The organism is Kribbella sp. NPDC003557, assembly GCF_040610805.1.
Classification (GTDB): Bacteria; Actinomycetota; Actinomycetes; order Propionibacteriales; family Kribbellaceae; genus Kribbella.
Window position 1 is genome coordinate 246,390 of the sequence record NZ_JBEXMY010000005.1, and the last position, 25,110, is coordinate 271,499.

The following is a 25,110-nucleotide window of genomic DNA, read 5'->3' on the forward strand; positions in this document are numbered from 1 at the left end:
TCCACGCCACCGTTCCCCGGTCCCGGGCAATCTCACACTTCAGGACGCCGCCCGGGTGTGCCTGGTTCGGAGGTGCGGCCCGTCTCACCTAGGGTGATCGGGTGGAGATGGTGACGACGTTGTTCCGGAAGTACGACGGGCAGCCGCATCGTCTGGTCGAGGCCATCCGGCTCGGCGAGGACGAGCACGGCCTCTGGGTCGGCTCCGTCCCCGGGACGCAGGGCCAGCGCGCGGACGGCCGCTGGCAGACGATCGACCACCACCGCGTCCGCCTGTTCCCGCACGGCGAATGGTGGAGCGCCCTGTTCAACGACACCCCGCACCGGACCGCGATCTACTGCGACATCACCATGCCCGCCGAGTTCGGCGTCGACTCGGTCACCGCCGTCGACCTGGACCTCGACATCCGCCTGCTCCGCGACGGCACCGTGCACGTGATGGACGAGGACGAGTTCCACGAACACCAGATCCGCTACAACTATCCACCCCAGATCATCGCCACCGCCCAGGCCACCTGCACCCACCTCGCCGCCACCATCACCACCACCGAACCCTTCCTGACGGCCTACAAGCCGTACCTGGAGCAGGTCCGCGCCCTGTCGGCAGGCTGAGGTGGCTGAGGCGGCCGGGCCGGTGAAGGTGATCGGCCCTCGGGGGCTAGGAGCCCCCCTGAGCCCTCGAAGGCCGATCACGATGTCGGCCTGGGGCCGGCATCACCCCATGCTCCGTCGCGGTCGGCGACCGGTCCACTGCTGACCGCGAAATTGCAGGAAGTTGCAGTGCTGCTCGGGGCGGTGGGGAGCCGGTGGATGAATATGCTGCGGCGGTGGGGATCACGGTGACGATCATTGACGTGTCGGGGGCGGGACGGGTCGGGGCGACAACCCTGCTGGAGGGGGTCTCGAGCAGGTCGACGCTGCGCGATCTCGTCCGGACGCGGGTCCGGGACGAGGTGGCGCGGTTCAACGCCGCGCCGCAGCCGATCTTCAGAGGGCTGGTGATGCCCGAGGGCGGGTCGCCGGCGGAGGACGGGTTCCGGGTGCCTCGGCAGCGGCAGCTCGACTGGGAGCGGCAGGCCGATCGGGCGATCGAGGCGTTCGGGCGCAACGGGTTCTTCGTCCTCGTCGACGACCGGCAGGTGACCGAGCTCGACGAGGAGCTCGAGCTGACCGCGGACTCGGACATCCGCTTCGTCCGCCTGGTTCAACTGGTCGGTGGCTGAGCGTGGCGGGCGAGACCGAGGCCGCTGCGCTCGTGGCCGCTGCGCTGCGGGCGCTGGGCAGCCGGTCATGGACGAGCGACGGCGACGCCCGCGCGCTGCCGCAGGTCCAGACGATCCTGCAGGCCCCGGAGACACTGCGGCGGGAGTGCATCCTGACCATCCCGGACCGCATCGACAGTCATCACTGCGCCCAGCTCATGTCGGTGATCGCACGCAAGCGCGTCCGGTTGTCGGCGGAGCACATCGAGCGGTTGCTGGACCTGCGGCCCGGCGAGCGCGAGCAGCCCGAAGCCTGGTGGAGCAGCTGGGCGCTGCGCGGGGTGAGCCGTCAGATCGAGCAGGCGTACGCCGAGCTGTCCGGCGCGGAGCAGGAGCGGTTGAAGCCGCTGCTCGCGCTCGCGGCCGACGAGGTCCAGGACGCCCCGACCGCGACCAGGTTGAGGAAGCTCGCGGGACCTGACGAGGGGCTCCGCGTCGATCTGATCGACGATGCCGACGACGCCGGTCCTCGGCTGCGCGTCGCGTTCGAAACGGCTGACGGGCCGCTCGAAGCGCTGGACGCGGCGATCGACCTCCTCGCGGCCTATCCCGACAGCGGACGCCCGTCCAAGAAGTGGCTCACCGAGGCCGCGCGCGTGATCGGCCGGCTGGGCGGGCCCGCGAGTCTTGTCGGCGCGCTCCTCGATGCGGCGCTCGACGCGGACGACGCCGAGCATTACAGGTATGTCAACAACGGCAACGAGTCCTTCCTCTGCGGGGCTGTCGCGCTCGCGGGGCTGCTGGGCGATCCGGCGCTTCTACCGCGACTGCGGCGGCTCGCGCTCAAGACGGTGACTGTCATCGGAGGGCAGTTCGGCCATCCCCGCAGCCTCCGGCTCGCCAACGCCTCGGCGCAGGCGATGGCCGACATCGGCGCCCCGGCGTCGATCACCGAGCTGCTCGCGCTGGAGCGTTCCGTACGGCACGGGACACTGCTGAAGCAGATCCGCAAGGCCGTCGACGCGCTGGCCTCCGCGCAGGGAATGACCCGCGACCAGCTGCTCGAACGCGCTGTCGAGACCCACGATCTCGACGGCGAGCGCCGGACGCCGTTGTCGCGGGGATCCGCCGAGATCGTCGTCGACGGACGAACGGCGTCACTCGTCTACGTCGACGAGAACGACAAACCACGGAAGTCCGTACCGCCGGACGTGAAGCTGGCCGATGCCGACAAGCTCGCCACGCTCCGGGACCAGCTCAAGGCGATCCGGAAGACGATCGCCGGCGAACGCGTGCGGCTGGACGGCCTGATGGCCGCCGACCGCGCCTGGCCACTCGACGACTGGCGCACCTGGTACCTGGACCACCCGATCACCGGGCGCCTGACCCGCACGCTGGTCTGGGTCTTCAGCACGCCGCAAGGATCGAGCATCGTCGGCATCCCGCTCGACGGCGCGACCGCGGTCACCAACTCGGGTCAGCAGGTCGAGATCCCGCCGGACGCCGAAGTACGCCTCTGGCATCCGATCCACGCTGCCGCGGACGACGTACGGGCGTGGCGGCGGCAGTTGCTCGAGCAGCAGGTCGTCCAGCCGTTCAAGCAGGCGTTCCGGGAGCTGTACGTGCTCACGCCCGCGGAGGAACAGACCCGCGTGTACTCGAACCGCTTCGCCGGCCACGTCTTCGGGCAGGTCCAGGCCCGGGCGCTGATGAAGGGGCGCGGATGGGCCCCGGTCGCGGTCGCGTGGTGGGACGACGGTATCGACAACGGCGTCGCGCGGCGGACGTTCGACGCGGCCGGGATCCGCGCCGAGTTCTACTTCGACCCGATCCACGACCTGCAGCCGGGCGCGACCGACCTCTATCCGTACTGCACGAGCGACCAGGTGCGGTTCGTCGACGTACGCAGTGACGAGTCGGTCGAGCTGGCCTCGGTTCCACCGCTGGTCCTCACCGAGGCGCTGCGCGACGTGGACCTGTTCGTCGGGGTGACCTCGATCGGCGCCGATCCGGAGTGGCTCGACCGCGGGACCGAGCGCCGGTTCGACACGTACTGGCACACGTACGGCTTCGGTGAGCTGTCCGCGGCCGGCGAGATCCGCCGCGAGGTGCTGGAGCAGCTCGTCCCGCGGCTCGCGATCGCCGACCGGTGCTGGTTCGAGGACCGGTATCTGATCGTGCGCGGCGACCTTCGCACGTACCGGATCCACCTGGGCAGCGGCAACATCCTGATGGCGCCGAACGACCAGTACCTGTGCATCGTGGCCGCCCGCGACGGCCAGGCGCAGAAGCTGTTCCTGCCCTTCGACGACGATCCCGTCCTCAGCCTGGTGCTCAGCAAGGCTTTCCTGCTCGCGAACGACACCGCGATCACCGACCCCACGATCACCGCCCAGATCAACCGCCGCTGACCCCGCGGCCGATAGGTTGTGAGTTATGCGTGATGTTCGGGTGGTCTATCGCAAGTACGACGAGAAGCTGCACTGGCATCAGTGGATGCGCTATCTGGGCGAGGACGAGTACGGCGTGTGGCTCGGCGCGCCGGCGGGGTCGGTGTCGCAGCGCGGCGACGAGCTGACGGTGACGCAGGAACAGGCCCACGTGCAGCTGTTCCCGCGGGACCAGTGGTTCACCGCGATCTTCAACGACGAGCCGCGCTACACCGAGATCTACGCCGACATCACCACACCGGTCGAGTTCTCCGACGACCTGGTGACGATGATCGACCTCGACCTGGACGTCATCAAGCGCCGCGACGGAACGGTCTTCATCGACGACGAGGACGAGTTCGCCGAACACCAGATCAAGTACGCGTACCCGCCGGACGTCATCGCCACCGCCCGCCAGACCTGCGACTGGCTGGTGCAGGCCGTAGCCACCGACGAGCCGTTCCTCACCGTCTACAAGTCCCACCTCGACAAGATCAGATAGCCGGGGTCGTCGCGCTGCCGCGTTAGAGCGAGGTGCGGCCCATTGCCACCGCGATGACGCCGATGACGGTCAGCAGCAGTGCCGAGCCGGGGTGCATACCGATCGAGATGCGGATGTCGCGCTTCTTCCAGGCCAGGTGGACGCCCGGATAGAGGAAGACGAGCTTGGACAGCACCGTCCACGGGGCCCAGAAGTGGTACACCGAGAAGAAGAACACGTTGAAGATCGGGGCCCAGCCGCGCAGCTGCGACAGGCGGGGCAGCAGGAATCCGCGGAAGTAGTACTCCTCGATGAGCGGCAGGAACCAGCCGGTGAACGGGCCGCAGATCAGCAGGGTGGTCAGCAGCTTCTGCTGCGAGTATCCGTTCAGGTACGACGTGGCGCTGTCGCCGGTGCCGGCGTAGTTGATCCACGAGAACACGTGGTCGTACAGGACATTGTCGAGTGGCGTCAGCGAGAGCGACACGACGGTCATCCACAGTAGGCAGAAGATGATCAACGCGGTGACCTTGCCGCGCGGGACGGGGCGGTCGAGGTATCTCAGTGCGCCGCCCCGCAGGCAGTAGCGGCCGGTGACCTGCTTGCCGAGCCAGGACAGGCCCAGCAGGACCGGGAAGAGCACTACCGCCAAGGCGATCGCCCAGGCGAGGAACGGCGGGTACTCGATCGCCCGGACGAGCGGCGCCGCGACGAAGGCGTAGACCGCGACGATCAGGGCGCCAGGCACCAGATGCAAGGCGATGGACAGAGGGATCGAGTGCTTGTCGGCGAGCAGGGTCTCGACGAACTTCGGACGGGGCTTGGTGAGCGTGGTTTCGTTCATGCCGAGAAGATTCGCCGGGCGCCCTGACACGGACCCGCCACGACTCTGACGCGGTGCCGCCACCGCGTCAGAGCTACCGGGCTACATGAACCTTCAGCGTGCCGTTCTTGAGCATCATCACACCGGGGAGCGGGCCGCGTTGGCCGGCGTACATGTCGGCGATCGGGGCGACGGTGAGGTACAGGTTCTGGCCGGGCGGGACGTCGACGGCGACGGCGGGGAGTTCGATCGTGCGCCGTACGCCGCGGGCGGTGGTCTGCTCGCGGAGCGGCATGGTGTTGTTCTGCACGACCTTCGCGGTGAGCGGGCTCGTGCCGACGCTGAGGGCGAAGTACGCCACCGATCGCGGGATCACCGTGTACACGTCGGCGGTCAGCGTGGGCGTGCCGGCGATCGTGATCGGGCCCTTCGCGATCGGCAGGCTGACGGGGAGCCCGGCGCCGGTCGGCGCGACGATCTTGCCGAGCGGGTAGCGCTTGTTCACCGTCAGGTTCCGTTGCGTGAGGCAACGTCCGGCGGCGGTCGACAGGTGGTAGGTGCCGAAGCCGGTCAGCCCGGTCGCCTGGTGCAGGAGCCGCAGCCGCATGAAGCGGATCGAGAGGCTGGAGAACGTCGGCGATCCGAGCGCGACCGAGCACGGGTCGCCGGCGGTCGCGTAGCCGGGCGGCACGACGCTGGGCAGCGTGTGGCCGCCGTTGTACCCGACGAAGATCGACTCGGCCCGGGCGCGAGCCGTCAGCGCGCGGTCGAAGTTCGCGAGGCCCTGGTTGAGGTTGAACAGGTTGTCGGAGATGCCCTGGCCGAACAGCACCGGGATGTCGAGCCTGCGTCCCTGCTGAACATGCCAGGCCGGTCCGTTGTGCGCGAAGAACGCGTCGAGATCACGCCCGGCCTGGCCCGCGGGCCACGCGCCGGTGGCGATCAACGCGACGAACGCCTTCGACACCGCCGGCGGCAGATGCGTCCCGCCGCCCGCGAACAGGATCGACAGCCACATCGTCCGGGCAGCCTCCAGCGGCGCGAGGCTCTGCTTGAGGTCCCACCAGGTGATCTCCGGTGCGAGCGCGTCGAACCGGGTCCGGCCGCGGTCGCGCAGCTCGGTGAAGGCGCCCGCGAACTGGTACCCGCCGCCGTACGACCCGCCGATGGCGCCGATCAGCGGGTCACCGGGACGCTGCTGCGTCACCCAGTCCAGCCCCGCGACCAGGTCGACGAGCTTCACCACGTCGCGGCCCTCGTAGTCCGGGTTCATCACATGCGCGACGCCGCTGCTCTGGCCGAAGCTGCGCTGGTCGAAGCTGAGCACACCGAACCCTGCGTCGAGCCACGCCTTGAACGCGTTCGGGTCCGTGGCGCGGCTGCCGCCCCAGCCATGGCTGTGGAAGATCAGCGGCACGGTGTGCTGCTTCGAGGCGGTCGCCGGTCTGAACAGCGAGTAACAGATCCGTACGGGCGTCGTCGTGCCGGGCTCCGGCACCGACGCGACGCAGCCGTTGGTGACCGTGCTCGCCGCCGCGGCGGGAACGATCGAGGTGCACAGCAGAGCGACGACCACACCGACCAGCCAAGGCACCCGACGCATCAGTCACTCCCAGTGATCGGTGAATCCCGCTTCGCACACGCTAGAGGACCGGGCGGGAGCTGACCAGTCCCGGGTGTCAGCCGTGGGCGAACCGTCGGGTCGAAACCGGGTGGAAACTGGGTGGAATCCGGCGCGCGCTGCGACACTGTGCGCGTGCATATCGCGATCGAGGTCGTGGCCCTCGTCGCCGTCGTCGCGGCCGGTGCCGCACTGGCGCGACGGATAGGGATCTCGGCTCCCCTGCTGCTGGTGGTCGTCGGGATCGCCGCGTCGTACCTGCCGTTCATCCCCCGCGTCGAGCTCGAGCCCGAGGTCGTCCTGGTGGGATTCCTGCCGCCGTTGCTCTACTCGGCCGCGATCAAGACCAGCCTGGTCGACTTCACCAAGCACCGGCGCTCGATCGGGCTGCTGTCCGTCGGGCTGGTCGCGTTCACCGCGCTCGGCGTCGGCGTGGTCGCCTGGTGGCTGCTCGGCGTGGTCGCGGAGTCGATCGGCCAGGAGCCGTTGCCGTTCTGGGCAGCGTTCGCGATCGGCGCCGTCGTGGCCCCGCCGGACGCGGTCGCCGCGACCGCGATCGCCAAGCGCGTCGGCCTCCCCCGCCGGGTCGTGACGATCCTCGAGGGCGAGAGCCTGATGAACGACGCCACCGCGCTGGTGTGCCTGCGCACCGCGATCGCGGCCGCCCTGGTGGCGCCGACCGTGTGGGACGTCAGCCTGGACTTCCTGCGCGCGGCCGGCGGCGGTGTGGTGATCGGCGTCGCGGTGGCGTTCGTGCTGGCCAAGATCCGGCGGCGGTTCACCGATCCGGTGCTGGACACCACGCTCAGCCTGACCGCGCCGTTCATCGCCTACATCGCGGCCGAGAACCACTACGTGCACGCGTCCGGTGTGCTCGCGGTCGTCGTCACCGGCCTGCTGCTCGGCCACAAGGCGCCGATCATCCAGTCGGCGAAGTCCCGGATGTCGGAGCGGACCAACTGGCGCACCTTCCAGTTCCTGCTCGAGAACACGGTGTTCCTGCTGATCGGGCTGCAGACCCGGTGGATCCTCGACGACCTGACCGAAAGCCCGCTGCCGACGTGGCTGATCGCGACCACGACGGTCGCGGTCTTCGTCGCGGTGGTGCTGCTGCGGCCGATCTGGATCATCCCGACGACGCTGCTGTCCCGGCGCTTCCTGGGGCCGTCCCGTCCCGGACCGGTGTCGCGCAACGCGCTGATCGTGGTGTCGTGGGCGGGGATGCGCGGCGTGGTCACGCTGGCCGCGGTCTTCACGCTGCCCGAGAGCACGCCGCACCGGGAGGTGCTCGTGTTCATCGCCCTGGCCGTCACCGCCGGCACGCTGCTCGTCCAGGGCTCGACGCTGCCCTGGCTGGTCCGCCGCCTGCGCCTGCCGGGCCCGGACCCGGCGGAGGACGCGCTGCAGGAGGCCGCCGTACTGCAGGGGGCTCATCGGGCCGCGATCGAGAAGCTCGACGAGATCTCGACGCCGTCGGACCCGCCGTCGGTGCTCGACGTACTGCGCCAGCGGGGCGAGGCTCGGGCGCAGGCCGCGTGGGAGCGGCTCGGGCGGCCCGAGACCGAGTACGAGACGCCGAGCGAGGCGTACCGGCGGCTGCGGATCGCGATGCTGGAGGCCGAGCGCGCACACATCCTGAAGGTCCGCGACGCCGGGCTGGTCGCGGACGAGGTGCTGCAGCGGGCCCAGAACGTGCTCGACATCGAGGAGTCGATCCTGGATCGCGACGAGGACGACGACGTCGGCGGGAGGTCGGAGGACCTGAAGCCGAAGACGTCGCCGGGCGGGGCGTGCGAGCACCTCGAGCAGGCGCCGGTCGTGGTCACACCGAACACCCCGGAGGGTTGCGAGGAGTGCCTGGCCGACGGCGGCTCGTGGGTCCACCTGCGGCTGTGCCTGGGCTGCGGTCACGTCGGGTGCTGTGACTCGTCGGTGATGAAGCACGCCGCCAAGCACCACGAGGAGACCCGGCACCCGGTGATGCGCAGCTTCGAGCCGGGCGAGACCTGGCGCTGGTGTTTCGTCGACGAGAAGCTAGGTTGACGAGATGGCGGACTGTCTTTTCTGCTCCATCATCGCCGGGACGACACCCGCGCAGATCGTGCTCGACACACCGGATGTCGTGGGGTTCCTCGACATCCGGCCGGTGTTCAAGGGGCACACGCTGATCGTGCCGCGGACCCATGTGCCGACGATGGTGGAGATGTCCGACGAGGTGATGGTCCCGCTCTTCGGCGCGGCCCGCTCGGTCGCGACCGCCGTCCGGACCGCGTTCGACGCGCAGGGATCGTTCGTTGCCGTGAACAACGTGGTGTCACAGTCGGTGCCGCACCTGCACGTCCACGTCGTACCGCGCACCAAGGGCGACGGCCTGCGCGGCTTCTTCTGGCCACGCACGAAATACGCCGACACCGCCGAGGCCGAGGAGTACGCCGGGAAGCTACGGGCCGCTCTGGAGGACTAGCTCGTACTCGACCTGTGGGAGCGGGTTGCCGTCGCCGAAGTCCCGGGACTGGGTGGCGCCGGTCTCGGCGAAGCCGCACTTGGTGTAGAAGCGGCGGGACTGCGGGGTGTCGCGAAGCGTCCAGAGGTGAACACCCTCGTGGCCGGTTAGCTCTCGCAGGGTGGCGTCCATCAGGGCAGCCGACACACCACTCCCCCACGCGTCAGGGTGTGTGTAGAAGCTGTGGATCTCCGCCAGGCCGGGACGGCTGTGGGACGGGCCCGACCAGGACATGGCCAGCGGCCGGTCGCCGACGAACCCGAGCATGACGAGCCCATCCCCGGCCGCGAGCCGGGCGTGCCACCTCGTCAGCCGGCTCTCGATCCCTTCCCGCGCTACATCCTCGGCGAAGAGCGGCGCATACGCCGCACCCCACGACGCGGCATGGATCTCACCGACAGCCTCCCCGTCACCCACCGTCGCACGCCGAGCGGACAACCCTCCCGACCGAGGCCCACCCTCCAGGCCGGCTTGGTCAGTAGACCGATCGGTCAAGGCGCTCCTCCAGTCTCGCAAGCGCGCGCGGACAGCGCTGCGGCCGGCCGAGGACCAGCCTTCGGGCCGCGTTGGTCGGTGAACTGGTCGGTCAAGGCGCTCCTCCAAGTCTCCCAAGTGTGTGCGGACAGCGCTCCGGCCGGCCGAAGACCAGCCTTCTGGTTGGCGTGGTCAGTGGACTGGCCGGTCAAGGCGCTCCTCCAGGTTGGTGAGTGCGCGCTCGACGGCGGCGCGGACGGTTTGGTCGGGGTCGTCTGCGAGTGGGCGGATCGCGTCGGCATGTTCGAACTCCCCCGCAGCGCCGACTGCCCGTACGGCGGCCGCGCGCACTCGGGGCAGTTCGTGGTCGAGCATTGGCAGCAGTGCGTCGACGAGCTGGCCGAGTTCGCGTTGTGCGGTGATTCTGGCGACGTGCTCGCGGACCCGCCACGCGGGATCGTTCGCCGCCGTCCGCAGCGCGTCGACCACGTCGTCCCGCCACACATACAGGAACGCCCGCGCCGCCCAGACCCGGATCCAGTAGTAGTTCACCGGATCGACCGGCGCCTTCCACCCACCCGGGTTGTCCGCCCCGGTGATCGCGACGAGCTTCGGCAGCTCCTCGCCGTACGCCGCCTCCCCCGGGATCTCCCCGGTGAGGAACGCGACGCACCAGTCGATCACGGTGTCCTCGCCGTACGTCGCGCACGCCGCCCGTACGACGTCCCGCGGCGACTCCCTCTCGGCCATGAGGACAGTTAACCGCGAACCGCCGACAGTTCCGGTGAGCTCGCCCGTTACTAGGCTCTGGAGTTCGTCCCGCTCCGAAAGGTGGCCGCATGCCCGACGGTCTGCTCGATCCGTCCTCCGACGAGTACCGCACGATCGCGGGGCTGATCCAGGCCGCGCACCGGCGGGTCGGCGGCACCGCGTCGCAGCGCTGGAACGGTGCGATCGGCGTCCTGCCGACGCTCTCCCGGCAACGCAGCCGCTCGGATCTCGACGGGACGATCCGGCTGCACACCCGGAACGTCATCGCGCCGCTCGTCCGGGCGTCCGGCGGGGCGGACGCGCGCTGGTGGTACCCGCGGGCCGCGCGCGATGCGGCGTACAACGTCATCTACGAGGCGTTGCGTCAGAGCAGCGAACCCGCGCTGCGCCCGGTCGAGGCCAAGCCGGGTCAGGCGTTGAACGACGTACTGGCGCCCAGCGCGCGAGGGCTCGACCAGGCGCTGTGCGAGCAACGCACCTACGAGATCGCCGAGCAGGTGCTGGCTGAGAACGGACTGGGACATGTGTACGTCGAGGACCCGCCCGAGGCTGCCGCCCTGGGCGGGCATGGTCTGTCGGCGGGCATGGTGACGCCGTTCCGGCTGACGCCGACGTCGGTGACGGCTACGGCCGCGGTCAGGGGCTTCGTCGACGAGGTGCACGCGCACTGTGGCGGCGGGCGCGACGAGCTGGTCGACATGCTGGTGACCCAGCCCAAGGGCTCCCGCTGGAGCCTCGCCGCCGCGCTGGTGGCGGAGCACCAGCACCCCGGGGCGACGTCGGAGCTCGACACGGAACGCGCCGTCGCGGTGTACGGCGCACTCAGCCGCGATGCGGCACACGAGTGGTCGCGCCTGACGAGCCTACGAGCGGCAACGATCAGCACCGTCGACGCAGCGACACACTGGGGCCACGCCATCGGCCGAGACACAGCCACCCGAGTGGTCGCCGCCGGAAAGGAAATAGCCGGCAAGTACGAGACCGCGCCCAACCGAACCACGCAGGACCGAGCGCGGCAGGATCAGGCCAGGCAACCCCGGGCCGGGACGGACGTGGGTGGGAAGGCGGGAGGCGGGCAGGACGGGGGCAGCCTTGTCGAGGGGCCTGGGCGCTCTCGGGAGCTGAATCCGGCTGAGGTGCTTGCTGCTCAGGCACCGCCCGGCGGCACGCAGCGCTCGGACGTCGGCGCGGCCGCGGCACAGAACCGCAGCACAAAAGGCGCCCAGCTCGACCGGTAGCAGGTGGGGTCACGAGGGCCGGGCGGTGGGCAGGGTGGTCACGAGAACCAGCCGACGGCCGAGGCAGGCATGAGAACCGACCGATCACCGGGGTGGTCACGAGGACCGGGCAGTGGCCAAGGCAGTGACGAGAACCAACCGACGGCCAGGCGGTCGCGAGGGCCGAACGGTGGCCACGGCGGTCACGAGAATCAACCGACGGCCGGACGGTCACGAGGACCAACCGGTGGCCGGGGCGGTTGTGGGGGCCGCCCCGGCTCTGGGGGTCAGCCTGCGATCAGGGAGCGCAGGACGTACTGGAGGATGCCGCCGTTGCGGTAGTAGTCGGCTTCGCCGGGGGTGTCGATGCGGACTACCGCGTCGAACTCCTTGACTGCGCCGTCGGGCGACGTGGCCTTGACGTGGACCGTGCGCGGGATCGCGCCGTCGTTCAGGGCGGTGACGCCGGTGATGTCGAAGGTTTCCTCGCCGGTCAGGCCGAGGGACTCCGCGGTCTCGCCCTCCGGGTACTGCAGCGGGAGGACGCCCATGCCGATCAGGTTCGACCGGTGGATGCGCTCGAACGACTCGGTGATGACCGCCTTCGCGCCGAGCAGCGCCGTACCCTTCGCGGCCCAGTCGCGGGACGAGCCCGAGCCGTACTCCTTGCCGGCCAGGATCACCAGCGGGGTGCCGGTCTCGGCGTACGCCTGCGCGGCGTCGTAGATCGTGGTGACCGGCGCGTCGTCCTTGGTGAAGTCGCGGGTGAAGCCGCCCTCCGTGCCCGGTGCGATCTGGTTGCGCAGCCGGATGTTCGCGAACGTGCCGCGGATCATCACCTCGTGGTTGCCCCGGCGGGAACCGTACGAGTTGAAGTCCTTGCGGTCCACACCGTGCTCGGCCAGGTACTTGCCGGCCGGGCTGTCGGCCTTGATCGAGCCGGCCGGCGAGATGTGGTCGGTGGTGACCGAGTCGCCCAGCTTGGCCAGCACGCGGGCGCCGGCGATGTCGGTGACCGGCGCCGGCTCCTTCGCCATGCCCTCGAAGTACGGAGGCTTGCGCACGTAGGTCGACTCGGCGTCCCACGCGAACGTCTTGCCCTCCGGCGTCGGCAGCGACTGCCAGCGCTCGTCACCGGCGAACACGTCGGCGTAGTCCTTCGCGAACATCTCCTTGTTGATCGAGTTCGCGATGGTGGCCTCGACCTCGTCGGCGCTCGGCCAGATGTCCTTCAGGAAGACGTCGTTGCCGTCGGTGTCCTTGCCCAGGGCATCGGTCTCGAAGTCGAAGTCCATGGTGCCGGCGAGCGCGTAGGCGATCACCAGCGGCGGGCTGGCCAGGTAGTTCATCTTCACGTCCGGGTTGATCCGGCCCTCGAAGTTCCGGTTGCCGGACAGCACCGAGACGACGGCCAGGTCGGCCTCCTGGACGCCGGCCGAGATCGCCTCGGGCAGCGGGCCGGAGTTGCCGATGCAGGTGGTGCAGCCGTAGCCGACCAGGTGGAAGCCGAGCTTCTCCAGGTACGGCGTCACGCCGGCCTTCTCGTAATAGTCGGTGACGACCTTCGAGCCGGGCGCGAGCGAGGTCTTCACCCACGGCTTGGACGCGAGGCCCTTGTCGACCGCGTTCTTCGCGAGCAGCGCGGCGGCGAGCATGACCGACGGGTTCGACGTGTTGGTGCAGGAGGTGATGGAGGCGATCACGACGTGGCCGTGGTCGAGCTCGATCTCCTGGCCCTCCAGCGAGACCGTCGTCTTCTTCGACGGACGGTCCTTGGAGGCGTGCACCTCGTGCGGGCTGTCGTCGACGTTGCCGTGGCCGTTCGGCGCGTCGCTGGCCGGGAAGCTGCCGGTCTCGGACGGGTCGACGTCCTTCTCCTCGGCGGCGTAGTCCGGCAGCACGCCGCGGAACGCCTCCTTGGCCTTGCTCAGCTCGATCCGGTCCTGCGGCCGCTTCGGCCCGGCGATCGACGGTACGACGGTCGACAGGTCGAGCTCGAGGTACTCGGAGAACCGCGGCTCGACAGCCGGGTTGTGCCAGAGGCCCTGCTCCTTCGCATACGCCTCGACGAGCGCGACGTCGTCGTCGGAGCGACCGGTCAGCCGCAGGTAGTCCAGCGTGACATCGTCGATCGGGAAGATCGCGCAGGTGGAGCCGAACTCCGGGCTCATGTTGCCGATCGTGGCGCGGTTCGCCAGCGGGACCGCCGCGACACCGTCGCCGTAGAACTCGACGAACTTGCCGACCACGCCGTGCTTGCGCAGCATCTGGGTGATCGTCAGCACGACGTCGGTCGCGGTCGCGCCGGCCGGGACCGCGCCGGTGAGCTTGAAGCCGACCACCTTCGGGATCAGCATCGACACCGGCTGGCCGAGCATCGCGGCCTCGGCCTCGATACCGCCGACGCCCCAGCCGAGGACACCGAGGCCGTTCACCATCGTGGTGTGGCTGTCGGTGCCGACGCAGGTGTCCGGGTACGCCTGGCCGTTGCGGACCATCACCGTGCGGGCCAGGTGCTCGATGTTCACCTGGTGCACGATGCCGGTGCCCGGCGGGACGACCTTGAACTCGTCGAACGCGGTCTGGCCCCAGCGCAGGAACTGGTACCGCTCGCGGTTCCGCCCGTACTCGAACTCGACGTTGCGCTCGAACGCGTCCGGCGTACCGAACACGTCGATGATGACCGAGTGGTCGATGACCAGCTCGGCCGGCGCCAGCGGGTTGATCTTGGTCGGGTCACCGCCGAGCTCGCCGACCGCCTCGCGCATCGTGGCCAGGTCGACCACACACGGGACGCCGGTGAAGTCCTGCATGATCACCCGCGCCGGGGTGAACTGGATCTCGGTGTCCGGGGCCGCGTTCTGGTCCCAGTTGCCGAGCTTGTTGATGTGCTCGGCGGTGATGTTCGCGCCGTCCTCGGTGCGCAGCAGGTTCTCCAGCAGGACCTTCAGCGAGTACGGCAGCGTGTCCGCACCCTCGATGCCCGCCAACCTGAAGATCTCGTACGACTGTCCGTTGACCTCGAGTGCACCTTTGGCACCGAAGCTGTCGACGCTCGCCATCAACCCGCTCCTCTTGTCCGCTCCGTGTCCGCTGCGCCCCATCCTGCCGAGCGCGTTGCCCGGCCGCGAGGTCAGGTTCACCTAACCTCGCGCCGCAAACTCTCTCGACATCAAGATACACGCCATCGAGCCAACTTCCACCGCCCCGGCCCCTGCGCGCCCTTGCCCCGCGCCGGAAGACCTGGGACCTGAATTGGGAACCTGGGACCTGAATTGGGAACCTGGGACCTGACACAGCAGGTCCCAGGTAGCTGCTTCCGGCCTCAGCTTCGGCTCAGGAGACCTGCGGGAGCACGTCCGAAGCGATCAGGTCGAGGTGGTCTAGGTCCTGCAGATCCAGGATCTGGACGTACTGACGGTCCGATCCCGCGGCGGCGTACTGACCGAGACGGTCCACCACCTGGGCCGGCGTACCGGCGATGTCCTTCTCGGGGTGCGGCTCGCGGCCGATCGCCTCAGCGCGCTGCTTCACCTCGGCGTCGTCCTTGCCGACGATGACCGTGTGGGCCGTGGAGAGGGCGAGCGTCTTCGGGTCGCGGCCGATCGCAGTACAGACGGCCTGGACGCGCTTGAACAGCGTTGCGGTCTCCTCGACGCTGCGGAAGCCGGCGTTGAACTCGGCGGCGTACTTCGCGGCGAGCTCCGGCGTTCGCTTCTTGCCCGCGCCACCGACGATGATCGGCGGGTGCGGCTGCTGCACCGGCTTCGGCAGCGCTGGGGAGTCGCTGATCTGGTAGTGCTCGCCCTGGAAGTCGTACTTCTCCCCCACGGGCGTGTCCCACAGACCGGTGATCAGCTCGAGCTGCTCGGTCAGGAGGTCGAAGCGGCCGGGGGTGTCCGGGAAGTCGAGGCCGTACGCCTTGTGCTCGGCTTCGTACCAGCCCGCGCCGAGGCCGAGCTCGGCGCGGCCGCCGCTCATCTGGTCGACCTGCGCGACCGAGATCGCGAGCACGCCGGGGTTGCGGAAGGTGGCCGAGCTGACCAGCGTGCCGAGCTTGATCCGCTGCGTCTCACGGGCCAGGCCGGCCAGCGTGATCCACGAGTCGGTCGGGCCCGGGAGGCCGTCGTTGTCGCCCATGACGAGGTAGTGGTCGGAGCGGAAGAACGCGTCGAAGCCGTTCTCCTCCGTCTTGCGGGCGACCGCGAGAAGGTCGTCGTACGAGGCGCCCTGCTGAGGTTCGGTGAAGATCCTGAGAAGCATGGCGCCAACGCTATCTCGCGCTCGTGTACAGCTTCTCCAGGTACGACGGCTGCCACTCGGGGCCGCGGTCGTACAGCCGGCGGACCAGCCCGTCGACGTCGAGCCGCTCCTCCACCGGGTTGTCCCACCAGTCGGGCACCTGGTCGTACCACCGGTCGATCCGCAGCGTCCGGCCGGCCGCGTCGATCCGTGCGAACAACCAGCCGCCCTGCTCGCTCTGTGCCTCGGTCAGCCACAGATCGCCGAGGAGCCCGCTGAGCTTGTCCGCCGCGAACTCCGGGTCGTCGACCTCCGGTGGCTCCAGGTCGAACCGGTACGACGGGGCGCCCGGATCCAGCACCTGCACCTGAATGGTGAACCCCGACGGCACGATCGCCGTCCGCGCCCGGCACCAGTCATGCAATGCCTGCACTGCCGCCGACTCCTCGGGCCGAGGCCGGGGGCGTTCGACTTCGGCCCGCATAGCCTCCTCGATCGACCCCGCGGGAGGCACCACTCGGGGTCCGCCGCCTCCGATCAACCCCAGCCCAGGCACGACCATGGCGGCTGCCGCGCTGCTCGGACGATCTTTGGGGTCCTCGGGCAAGTCCAGCTCATCGACGAACCCGACCGCAGCCATCACACCGGTCGGCTCGTCATCCTCCACGACCGGCACAGCCCCCGTAGGCGTGTCATCGTCGAGGTCGCCGCCGACCGCCCAGGCCCCCGCCCCACCACCGACCGCCCAAGGCCCCGCCTCACCGTGCGTCCCTGGCGGCGAGCCCTGCGCAGCGTCGACATCCGCCCCCGGCCAAGCCTGCAGCTCAGACCCACGAACGGGACGTGCCTCAGCAGCCGGCCGCGCGGACGCCGACTGGGCCTGCGAGCCGGGGAACTGCTCCGGGTCAGTGTGCGGCTGACCCCAGGACTGCCGGTCATGCCCGCCAACGGACCCTGCCTCAGCAGCCGGCCGCTCGGGAGTCGAGCTCGGCTGTGGGCTTGGGACGTGGGTCGGGTCGGCGTGTGGCTCGAGCCAGGACTGTGGGGCCGGTCCGCGAGCCACGTGGCGCTCGGGAGCCTGCTCGGGTGCCGCTTCCGGCTCGGGGGCGGGCTCCGGCTCCGGCTCGGGTTGTGGTTCGGGCTCGGGTTCCGGCATGGGTTCCGGATCCGGCTGGGGGTATGGCTGGGGGAACGGCTGTGGCTCCGGCTCGGGCAGGGGCTCCGGGGCGGGTTCGGGCTCCGGGTCCGGGATCGGCGTCGGCTCGGGAGACGGGCCGGGGTACGGCGAAGGGCCCGGGCGTGGGGTCGGCTCGGGCGTGGGGCCTGGGGTGGGCGTGGGACCCGGGTACGGCCCGGGGCCGGGGGTTGGTTCTGGTGACGGGCCGGGGATCGGGCCTGGTTCTGGTGCGGGTGGGGAGGGCTGGGGCCAGGGGGCGGGGTGTGGTTCGGGCTGCGGCCACGGCTCGGGTTGTGGTTGCGGCCAGGGCTGCGGTTGAGGGTGAGGCTCTACTTGAGCTTCAACCTCCGAGGCATCAGACCTCCCGAAGACCTCGTCTGCGCCGTCGAACTCCTCGTACCGCGACTGCTCGTCGCGACGAGCAGGCTCCTCAACCTCATGACCCGGATGAGACGCCCATTCGTCGGCAGCCGACCGCTCCTCGGGTACGTCGGAGCTCGCCGCGGCACGCCGTGCGTCGGCGGCCCGGCCAACCTCATCCGGTACGCCGCCGGTCGGCGTGCGAAGGTCAGAGGCTCGCTCAACCTCTCCCGATGCGTCCTTGGCAGGCGCGGATGCCCGCCCGTCCTCGGTCCGCCCAGCCCGGCCCAGTACGTCGCCGGTCCGCGCAGCCCGGCCCGGTACGTCGCCGGTCGGCGTGCGAAGGTCAGAGGCTCGCTCAACCTCTCCCGGTGCGTCCCCAACAGGCGCAGACGCCCGCACGTCGCCGGTCCGCGCAGCCCGGCCCGGTACGTCACCGGTCGGCGTGCGAAGGTCGGTGGCTCGCGGAGCCTCACCCGGTGGCTTCTCGGCAGGCGCAGACGCCCGTACGTCCTCGGTCCGCGCCACCCCGTCCAGTACGTCGCCGGTCGGCGCCGACGCCCGTACGTCGGAGGCTCGCGCAGCCTCACCCGGTGGCTCCTCGGCGGGCGCAGACGCCCGTGTGTCCTCGGCCCGCCCAGCCCCGCCCAGTACGTCGTCAGTCGGCGCAGATGCCCGTGCGGCGGAGGCTGGCGGAGCCTCACCTGGTCGCTCCTCGACAGGGGCAGACGCTTGTACGTCCTCGGTCCGCGCAGCGCCGCCCAGTACGTTGCCCGTCGGTGCCGACGCCTGTACGTCAGCGGTCCGGGAAGCTTCACCTGGTGCCTCGTCGGCGGGCCGGGCGGCCTCACGTCGTACGTCGCCGATCGGTGCGGGGCGGCGTACGTCGGAGCTCTGCGGGACATCGTCGGGTAGGCGGCTGGCCGGCGCAGACGCTCGTACGTCGTGGTGCCCGGAGACCTCGGGCGCCTCCCCCGGCGCGGAAGCCTGTGCGTCGGCGGGGTGCGGAGGCCCGCTTGGTGCGCCGTCGGGCTGGGCTGGGGTGCGGAGGTCGGACGCTTGGGCGGGGGCAGACGGGGTGCTTGGTTCGGCGTCGTCCAGGATTGCGGGGATTTCGGCGGTCTGGTCGTCGGCGTCGGCGAGAGTTGTCGGCTGGGGCGTGGGGCCGGGCTCGCTGTGCGCGACCGGGGCGAAGGGAGATGGGCCCGTGAAGGAGGCCAACTCCTCCTCGTCGTCAGCGCCGGCGTCGTTGCCCCAGACCGTGTTGTGGACCGGAGCGTCGTGGGCAGCCGCGGCGTTGCGAGCCCAGCCGGCATCGTGAGCCGAGGCGGCGTCGCCAGCCGTGTAGTTGGCCGAGGCGGCGCCCCCAGGCACAGGGTTGGCCGAGGCAGCGTCCCCAGCCGCGTAGTTGGCCGAGGCAGCGTCCCCAGGCACGTAGTTGGCCGAGGCAGCACCCCCTCCTGCGTCGTGAGCCGGGGCGGTGTGCCCAGCCATGTCGTGGGCCGAGGCAGCGCTCCCTGCTGCACCGTGAGCCGGGGCGGCGTTTCCAGCCGTGTCGTGGGCCGGGGCGGCGGTGGGGGTCCGGGCTGCATCGGCAGCCGGAGCGCCGTTAGGGTCGCGGGTCGATTCCCCGGCCGACGTGGGTTCGTGGGGCTGGGGGTTCTCGTACGCCGGCGTGCGGGCCTGTGGCAGGGCCGAGTTGTGGGCTTCGGCGTCGTCGGCGCGGGACTCGGCTGTGGCGTCGGCCGGGTCGAGTACGGCTTCTATTTCGGCCGTGGGGGCGTCGTCGTCTTCGACGTCAGTGGCGTTAGGGGCGAACGGGGAGTCCGCCACAGCGGGCGGTGCCGCGGCGGTGGGGTCTTCGACCCATTGGCCGTTGATCCAGGCGGGGCCGGTCCAGGCGGGTTCGGGGTCGGGGAAGGGCTGGTATTCGCTGGTTGCCTCTTGGTCGGACCAGGATTGTTGTTCGGCGGTTTCCCAGTCCTGGTCCGCGGCAGTGGCGGCGGCGCCCGAGGGGGCGTCGGCGAAGAGGCTGTTGTAGAAGTCGTCGCCTTCGTACACCCCGCCGCCGACGCGTGGCGGCTCGGAGGACGGAAGGGTCGGGTTGTAGGCCGGTGTCGGTAGGCCGGGGCCGGACACGTTCTCGGGCAGGTACGTCCCGGGCGCCGGCTGCTCGTACGCGGGCTCGTCCTCGGCCACGTCCTGCTTGCGGCGTCGCAGCCAGCCTTGTTTTCTCGAGCCGCCGGTGTCGTCGGGCTCGCCGAGGTCGGCCGAGGGCTGGTACGGCGGGGGGTCGGCGATCGGCTGGCCGGTGAAGGGGCTGATGCCGGGCGGGACGACGAACGACTCCTCGTCGTCGGCCTGCGGGTTGTCTCCGATCACGGCATCTTCAACGACCGAGACCTCGGCCGTGTCAGGGTCCGCGGTGAAAATTGCCTGTTCTGCAACGTTCCCGGTGAAGTCCTGCGCGGCGGCGACGCCGGCGGGCAGGTCGGGCTGGAGCGGCGACCGCGGGTCGATCTTGAAATGGCTGAAGTACGCCGCGAGCGCGGGCGCCGAGATCCCCGGGCCGGCCGCGGTCCGGATCAGCTCCATGCCGAACGGACGCAGCTCGTCGAGGCCGCCGAGGTAGTCGGACCACTCCGCGACCCACTCGGCCATCATGTCGGCGGTGGCCTCGTCGGAGGTGATCCACTGCCCGATCGGCGCGAACCCGTCCTCGACCGGCTCCCACGGATCGCCCGGGTACGACGCGCGGGCCCAGCTCCCGTTGAAAGCGCCGTACACGAATCCGAGCTCGCCCGCGGTCTGCCGCTGCCGCACCTCGGGCTGCCCGATCCAGTCCGGGGACCCGGCCAGCAGGTCCTCGCCGGCGGTCCGGCTGTGCTGCGTGTGGAATCCCCACAGCACCGCCCGCCCGTCCTCGAGCCGCACCATCCGCAGCTCCGACGCGCTCTCGTCCTGGTGGTGATACCCGTCGGCGTCCGCATACCACCGGCGGTCGAAGCCCGTGGCGTGGGCGACCGCGGCGAGCGCGGACCAGCGGGCGCGCAACTCCTCCGGGTCGTCCAGGTCAACGAGCGGCATCAGGTCTCCAAGCGCAGGTGGAATCCAGGCCCTGACGCTACCCGAGCCCTCCCGAGCTGACCACTTCACTGTCCACAGGCTCGAGGATGGCGACGCACTCGATGTGGTGGGTCATCCCGAACAGGTCGAAGGCGCGCAGCGACGCGATCCCGTACCCGAGCCGCCCGAACGTCTTCAGGTCCCGGGCCAGCGCCGCGGGGTCGCACGCGACGTACGCCACCCGGCGGGGCCCGAGCGCCGCGATCCGCCGTACGACGTCCTTGCCGGCGCCGGTGCGGGGCGGATCGAGGACGACCAGGTCGACGTGTTCGAGGCCCTGACCGGCGGCCGCGTTCAGGACCCGGTCGACGTCGCCGTTCTCCAGCGTCACGCCGTCGAGGTCGTGCAGGTTCCGCCGGGCGTTGCGGACCGCGTCCTTGTCGCCCTCGATCGCGAGCACCGGGCATCCGGCCTCGGCCAGGAACGCCGCGAACAGCCCAGCACCCGAGTACAGGTCCAGCGCGGTCTCTCCGGTGACAGGCTCCAGTCCGCTCAGTACGGCGTCCAGCAGCGTCTCCGGCGCCGCCGGGTGGACCTGCCAGAAGCCACCGGCCTCCACCAGGAACCGCCGGCCGCGCACCACCTCGACCAGCCGCTCCCCCGGGTCCTGGTCGGTCAGTACGGCGGTCTTCCCCTCGGACGACACCACCGCCTGGACCGACGACACGCCCGGCCACCGCGAGCCCAGCACGTCCGGCGTCCCCGGATGCGCGATCAGGCACCGGTCGATGGGCACCAGGTCGTGCGAGCGGTGCGCGTACATGCCGGGGCGCCCGTCCACCACGGCGTACCGCATCCGTGTCCGCCATCCGAGCCCGTCGTCGCCCGGCGACTCCATCACCACGGTCCGGTCGATCCCGCCGATCCGGCGCAGGGTGTCCGACACGACCGTGGCCTTCAGCCGGCGCTGCTCGACGATGTTGGCGTGCTGGAAGTCACAGCCGCCGCAGCGCCCGGGCCCGGCGTAGGGGCAGGGCGGCTCGATCCGCTGCGGGGACGGTGTGAGCACCTGGACCGCGTCGGCCCGCAGGTACTTCGCGGTCTGCTCGGTGATCCGGGCGTGCACCAGCTCCCCCGGCAGCGCGTGCCGGACGAACACCACCTGCCCCTCGTGCCGGGCGACGCAGTGTCCCCCGTGCGCGACTGGCCCTACCTCCAGCTCGACTACCGCCCCGACCAGACTGTTCTCGTCTGTCACCGATCTCCTGACGTCTTTCGGGCACCGCGCCGTACCTGGCCGGCCACCCGTTCCACCCGGTCCTGCCGCTCCTCGGCCCCCTGCGACGAGAGCAACTGGTAAGGAACGGACGTAACCATGACACCAGGTGTGAACAAGAGCCGCCCCTTGAGCCGCAGTGCGCTCTGGTTGTGCAGGATGTGCTCCCACCAGTGCCCCACGACGTACTCCGGGATGTAGACCATCACCACGTCCCGCGGCGACTGCCGCCGGATGTCGCGGACGTACTGCAGGATCGGCCGGGTGATCTCCCGGTACGGCGAGGCCAGCCGCTTCAGCGGGATCGGGATGCCGCGGGCCTCCCACTCGGCCTGCAGCGCGTCCGCCTCGTCCCGGTCGACGTCGACGGTGACCGCCTCGAGCTGGTACGGCCGGGCCGCCTTCGCGAACGCCAGCGCCCGCAGGGTCGGCTTGTGCAGCTTGGAGACCAGCACGATCGAGTGCACCCGCGACGGCAGCATCAGCGGCTCGTCGCCCTCGGCGGCCATCTGCTTGCGGACCGTCTCGTAGTGCCGGTGGATGCCCTTCATCAGCACGAACAGCACCGCCATCGCGATGATCGCGATGTACGCGCCGAGCAGGAACTTCGTGATCAGCACGATGATCAGCACGATGCCGGTCAGGGTCAGGCCGATCGCGTTGATCACCCGCGACCGCTTCATCCGGGCCCGCTTGCCCGGGTCCTGCTCGGTGCGCAGCAGCCGGGTCCAGTGCCGGACCATGCCGGTCTGGCTGACCGTGAAGGATACGAACACGCCGACGATGTACAGCTGGATCAACCGGGTGACCTCGGCGTTGAAGGCGACGATCAGCACGATCGCGAAGCCCGCCAGGATGATGATGCCGTTGCTGAACGCCAGCCGGTCGCCGCGGGTGTGCAGCTGCCGCGGCAGGTACCCGTCGCGGGCCAGGATCGAGCCCAGCACCGGGAAACCGTTGAAGGCGGTGTTCGCGGCCAGCACCAGGATCACGCCGGTGGCCGCGGCGACCAGGTAGAAGCCGGGTGAGAAGTGGTCGAAGATGCCCTTCGCGAGCTGGCCGATCACCGGGTCCTGGTGGTAGCCCTCCCCGACCGGGACGCCGTCGCGCACCAGCTGGGTGGCCGGGTCCTCGGCGAACCGCACCTTCATCACGTTGGCCAGCGCGACCACGCTGACGACCATCGCGATCGAGATCGACCCGAGCAGGGCCAGCGTGGTCGCCGCGTTCCGGCTCTTCGGCTTCTTGAACGCCGGCACGCCGTTGCTGATCGCCTCGACGCCGGTCAGCGCCGCGCACCCGGACGAGAACGCCCGCAGGATCAGGAACGCCATCGCCAGGCCGCTGGCGCCGTGCGCGAACTGGTTCTCGGCGGCGATGTCGAGCGTCGAACTGCTCGCGTCGGGCAGGGTCCCGAACAGCAGCCGGCCGAAGCCCCAGGCGGCCATCCCGAGAATGGTGAACATGAAGATGTACGTCGGGATCGCGAACGCCGCCCCCGACTCGCGGACCCCGCGCAGGTTCATCGTGGTGAGGAACAGCACCGCGATCACCGCCGCCGTCGCCTGGTGACCCTCGAGCCCCGGGATCGCCGAGGCGGCGTACTGCGCGGCGGACGAGATCGACACCGCCACAGTCAGGACGTAGTCCACCATCAGGGCGCTCGCGACCGTCAGGCCCGCGGTCGGGCCGAGGTTCACGTTGGCGACCTCGTAGTCACCGCCGCCGGACGGGTAGGCGTGCACGTTCTGGCGGTAGGACAGCACGACCACCACCAGCACCACCGCGACGGCGAGCGAGATCTTCCACGAGATCGTCAGCGCGGCCAGGCCGGCGATCGACAGCGTCAGGAAGATCTCATCCGGCGCGTACGCGACCGACGACAACGCGTCGCTCGCGAAAACGGGCAGGGCGATGCGCTTCGGCAGCAGGGTCTCACCCAGCTGGGTGCTGCGCAGTTTGCGACCGAGCAGCAGCCGTTTGCCGATATCGCCTAGAGCGGGAGTCACACCGGTGATGTTAGAGGCAGGCCCGGTCCGGTGTAGCGTCTATCCCTGCCGAACGAGCCAGTGGGGCCCGCAGTGGCCGAGGAGTGATCAGCGAGTGCACGTCGTCATCATGGGCTGCGGCCGCGTCGGGTCGACGCTCGCGCGCGGCCTGGAGAAGCGCAGCCACACGGTCGCGATCATCGACCAGTCGGCCGACGCGTTCCGCCGGCTGAGCCCCAACTTCACCGGCCGGACGATCGTCGGCATGGGGTTCGACCGCGAGATCCTGATCGAGGCCGGGATCGAGGACGCGGAGGCGTTCGCGGCCGTCTCGAACGGTGACAACTCGAACATCCTGGCCGCCCGGGTGGCCCGCGAGACGTTCGGGATCAGCAACGTGGTGGCCCGCATCTACGACCCGGGTCGCGCCGAGGTCTACCAGCGGCTCGGCATCCCCACGGTCGGCACGGTCCGCTGGACCGTCGACCAGATGATGCGCCGGCTGCTGCCCGAGGGCTCCGAGCCGGAGTGGCGGGACCCGTCCGGGACCGTCCGGCTGGCCGAGGTCCACGTGCACGCGGACTGGATCGGCCGCGCCGCCTTCGACATCGAGAAGGCCACCGGCGCCCGGGTCGCGTTCCTGACCCGGCTCGGCGAGGGACTCCTGCCCCGGGCCGACACGGTCATCCAGGAGGGTGATCTGGTCCACGTGGTGATGCTCGAGCGGGACGCCGCCGCGATCGAGTCCCAACTCGGCACCAAGCCTGAGGAGCTGTGATGCGGGTAGCCATCGCCGGTGCCGGCAACGTCGGTCGTTCGATCGCCGGCGAACTGCTGGAGAACGGTCACGAGGTCCTGCTGATCGACAAGGACCCCCGCGCGATCAAGGCCGAGTCCGTGCCGCGCGCCGAGTGGCTGCTCGCCGACGCCTGCGAACTGTCCTCGCTCGAGGAGGCCGCGCTGCAGCGGTGCCAGGTGGCGATCGCCAGCACCGGTGACGACAAGGTCAACCTGGTTGTCTCGCTGCTCGCCAAGACCGAGTTCGGCGTCCCGCGGACCGTTGCCCGGGTCAACCACCCGCGGAACGAGTGGATGTTCAACGAGGCCTGGGGCGTGGACGTCTCGGTGTCGACGCCGCGGATCATGTCCGCGCTGGTCGAGGAGGCGGTGTCGGTCGGCGACCTGGTCCGGCTGTTCACCTTCCGCCAGGGCGACGCGAACCTGGTCGAGCTCACCCTGCCCGAGGACTCCCCGATGATCGGGCAGCGCGTCGGCGACGTCGACTGGCCGCTGGACACGGCGCTGGTCGTGATCCTCCGCGAGGGCCGCGTGCTGCGTCCCGACCCCGAGGGCACCCTCGAACTCAACGACGAGCTCCTCTTCGTCGCCGCCGACGAAACCGAGGAACAGCTCGAGGCGATGCTCTCGCCCCACCACCACCTCAAAGCGGAGTAACGGGAGCCGGGCCAGAGCCCGGCTCC

General features: G+C 70.3%; 18 protein-coding genes. 9 read left to right on the plus strand and 9 right to left on the minus strand.

What is annotated here, in order from left to right; translation table 11 throughout:
* Positions 1–107 precede the first annotated feature (107 nt).
* From ABZW60_RS21860 to ABZW60_RS21875, 4 genes are all read left to right on the plus strand, one after another.
* Entirely contained in the window at positions 108–611 is a 504-nt protein-coding gene (locus ABZW60_RS21860) for a DUF402 domain-containing protein (RefSeq protein WP_355480490.1), read from the plus strand.
* A 215-nt stretch (positions 612–826) separates the two neighbouring features.
* Entirely contained in the window at positions 827–1,222 is a 396-nt protein-coding gene (locus tag ABZW60_RS21865) for a hypothetical protein (RefSeq protein WP_355479494.1), read from the plus strand.
* 2 nt (positions 1,223–1,224) lie between these two features.
* Entirely contained in the window at positions 1,225–3,612 is a 2,388-nt protein-coding gene (locus tag ABZW60_RS21870) for a DUF4132 domain-containing protein (RefSeq protein WP_355479496.1), read from the plus strand.
* 25 nt (positions 3,613–3,637) lie between these two features.
* The gene (locus ABZW60_RS21875) at positions 3,638–4,132 is read left to right on the plus strand and encodes a DUF402 domain-containing protein (protein WP_355479498.1); all 495 of its coding nucleotides are present in this window, start codon (positions 3,638–3,640) and stop codon (positions 4,130–4,132) included.
* 22 nt (positions 4,133–4,154) lie between these two features.
* On the opposite strand, the gene ABZW60_RS21880 is transcribed toward ABZW60_RS21875, so the two are convergent.
* Together ABZW60_RS21880 and ABZW60_RS21885 are read right to left on the minus strand one after the other, a co-directional pair.
* Positions 4,155–4,955: a CPBP family intramembrane glutamic endopeptidase gene (locus tag ABZW60_RS21880; protein ID WP_355479499.1), complete on the minus strand. Its 801-nt coding sequence runs from the start codon at positions 4,953–4,955 to the stop codon at positions 4,155–4,157.
* A gap of 73 nt (positions 4,956–5,028) precedes the next feature.
* Positions 5,029–6,537, minus strand: coding sequence for a CocE/NonD family hydrolase (locus ABZW60_RS21885; RefSeq protein WP_355479501.1), 1,509 nt, complete (start codon positions 6,535–6,537; stop codon positions 5,029–5,031).
* Positions 6,538–6,690: 153 nt separating this feature from the next.
* Between ABZW60_RS21885 and ABZW60_RS21890 the strand changes: the two genes are divergently transcribed.
* Complete coding sequence (locus ABZW60_RS21890; RefSeq protein WP_355479503.1) at positions 6,691–8,598, plus strand: Na+/H+ antiporter; 1,908 nt, start codon at positions 6,691–6,693, stop codon at positions 8,596–8,598.
* 4 nt (positions 8,599–8,602) lie between these two features.
* Positions 8,603–9,019 carry an HIT family protein gene (locus ABZW60_RS21895; protein WP_355479505.1) on the plus strand — a complete coding sequence of 139 codons (417 nt, stop codon included), beginning with the start codon at positions 8,603–8,605 and terminating at the stop codon, positions 9,017–9,019.
* Here ABZW60_RS21895 and ABZW60_RS21900 read toward each other — a convergent pair.
* Both ABZW60_RS21900 and ABZW60_RS21905 read right to left on the minus strand, forming a co-directional pair.
* Positions 8,996–9,475: a GNAT family N-acetyltransferase gene (locus ABZW60_RS21900; RefSeq protein ID WP_355479507.1), complete on the minus strand. Its 480-nt coding sequence runs from the start codon at positions 9,473–9,475 to the stop codon at positions 8,996–8,998. The two genes, ABZW60_RS21895 and ABZW60_RS21900, sit on opposite strands and share 24 nt — an antisense overlap.
* A 249-nt stretch (positions 9,476–9,724) precedes the next feature.
* The gene (locus ABZW60_RS21905; RefSeq protein ID WP_355479509.1) at positions 9,725–10,282 is read right to left on the minus strand and encodes a HEAT repeat domain-containing protein; all 558 of its coding nucleotides are present in this window, start codon (positions 10,280–10,282) and stop codon (positions 9,725–9,727) included.
* 89 nt (positions 10,283–10,371) lie between these two features.
* Here ABZW60_RS21905 and ABZW60_RS21910 point away from each other — a divergent pair, with 89 nt between their 5' ends.
* Positions 10,372–11,541 (plus strand): hypothetical protein, encoded by a 1,170-nt coding sequence (locus tag ABZW60_RS21910; protein WP_355479511.1) that lies wholly within the window; start codon positions 10,372–10,374, stop codon positions 11,539–11,541.
* Positions 11,542–11,807: 266 nt separating this feature from the next.
* On the opposite strand, the gene acnA is transcribed toward ABZW60_RS21910, so the two are convergent.
* From acnA to ABZW60_RS21935, 5 genes are all read right to left on the minus strand, one after another.
* A complete protein-coding gene (acnA, locus tag ABZW60_RS21915; protein ID WP_355479513.1) occupies positions 11,808–14,582 on the minus strand; it encodes an aconitate hydratase AcnA in 2,775 nt (924 codons plus the stop codon).
* Positions 14,583–14,856: 274 nt separating this feature from the next.
* On the minus strand, positions 14,857–15,783 hold the full coding sequence (locus tag ABZW60_RS21920; protein ID WP_355479515.1) for an LLM class F420-dependent oxidoreductase: 927 nt from the start codon (positions 15,781–15,783) through the stop codon (positions 14,857–14,859).
* 10 nt (positions 15,784–15,793) lie between these two features.
* Complete coding sequence (locus tag ABZW60_RS21925) at positions 15,794–20,386, minus strand: hypothetical protein (RefSeq protein WP_355479517.1); 4,593 nt, start codon at positions 20,384–20,386, stop codon at positions 15,794–15,796.
* Positions 20,387–20,423: 37 nt separating this feature from the next.
* The gene (locus ABZW60_RS21930; RefSeq protein ID WP_355479519.1) at positions 20,424–21,623 is read right to left on the minus strand and encodes a class I SAM-dependent RNA methyltransferase; all 1,200 of its coding nucleotides are present in this window, start codon (positions 21,621–21,623) and stop codon (positions 20,424–20,426) included.
* Entirely contained in the window at positions 21,620–23,650 is a 2,031-nt protein-coding gene (locus ABZW60_RS21935; RefSeq protein ID WP_355479521.1) for an APC family permease, read from the minus strand. Before ABZW60_RS21935 ends, ABZW60_RS21930 begins: the two co-directional genes overlap by 4 nt.
* A 94-nt stretch (positions 23,651–23,744) precedes the next feature.
* On the opposite strand from ABZW60_RS21935, the gene ABZW60_RS21940 reads away from it, so the two are divergent.
* Together ABZW60_RS21940 and ABZW60_RS21945 are read left to right on the plus strand one after the other, a co-directional pair.
* Positions 23,745–24,407, plus strand: coding sequence for a TrkA family potassium uptake protein (locus tag ABZW60_RS21940; RefSeq protein ID WP_355479523.1), 663 nt, complete (start codon positions 23,745–23,747; stop codon positions 24,405–24,407).
* Positions 24,407–25,084 (plus strand): TrkA family potassium uptake protein, encoded by a 678-nt coding sequence (locus ABZW60_RS21945; protein ID WP_355479525.1) that lies wholly within the window; start codon positions 24,407–24,409, stop codon positions 25,082–25,084. The genes ABZW60_RS21940 and ABZW60_RS21945 overlap by 1 nt, the downstream gene beginning before the upstream one ends.
* The last annotated feature ends 26 nt before the right edge of the window (positions 25,085–25,110 follow it).

What these genes read in the sequence shown, in the direction of transcription:
- ABZW60_RS21860 (WP_355480490.1), top strand. Translation starts at nt 108, where the DNA reads ATGGTGACGACGTTGTTCCGGAAGTACGACGGGCAGCCGCATCGTCTG.
- ABZW60_RS21875 (WP_355479498.1), top strand. Translation starts at nt 3,638, where the DNA reads ATGCGTGATGTTCGGGTGGTCTATCGCAAGTACGACGAGAAGCTGCAC.
- ABZW60_RS21880 (WP_355479499.1), bottom strand. Translation starts at nt 4,955, where the DNA reads ATGAACGAAACCACGCTCACCAAGCCCCGTCCGAAGTTCGTCGAGACC.
- ABZW60_RS21885 (WP_355479501.1), bottom strand. Translation starts at nt 6,537, where the DNA reads ATGCGTCGGGTGCCTTGGCTGGTCGGTGTGGTCGTCGCTCTGCTGTGC.
- ABZW60_RS21895 (WP_355479505.1), top strand. Translation starts at nt 8,603, where the DNA reads ATGGCGGACTGTCTTTTCTGCTCCATCATCGCCGGGACGACACCCGCG.
- ABZW60_RS21905 (WP_355479509.1), bottom strand. Translation starts at nt 10,282, where the DNA reads ATGGCCGAGAGGGAGTCGCCGCGGGACGTCGTACGGGCGGCGTGCGCG.
- ABZW60_RS21910 (WP_355479511.1), top strand. Translation starts at nt 10,372, where the DNA reads ATGCCCGACGGTCTGCTCGATCCGTCCTCCGACGAGTACCGCACGATC.
- acnA (WP_355479513.1), bottom strand. Translation starts at nt 14,582, where the DNA reads ATGGCGAGCGTCGACAGCTTCGGTGCCAAAGGTGCACTCGAGGTCAAC.
- ABZW60_RS21920 (WP_355479515.1), bottom strand. Translation starts at nt 15,783, where the DNA reads ATGCTTCTCAGGATCTTCACCGAACCTCAGCAGGGCGCCTCGTACGAC.
- ABZW60_RS21925 (WP_355479517.1), bottom strand. Translation starts at nt 20,386, where the DNA reads ATGCCGCTCGTTGACCTGGACGACCCGGAGGAGTTGCGCGCCCGCTGG.
- ABZW60_RS21945 (WP_355479525.1), top strand. Translation starts at nt 24,407, where the DNA reads ATGCGGGTAGCCATCGCCGGTGCCGGCAACGTCGGTCGTTCGATCGCC.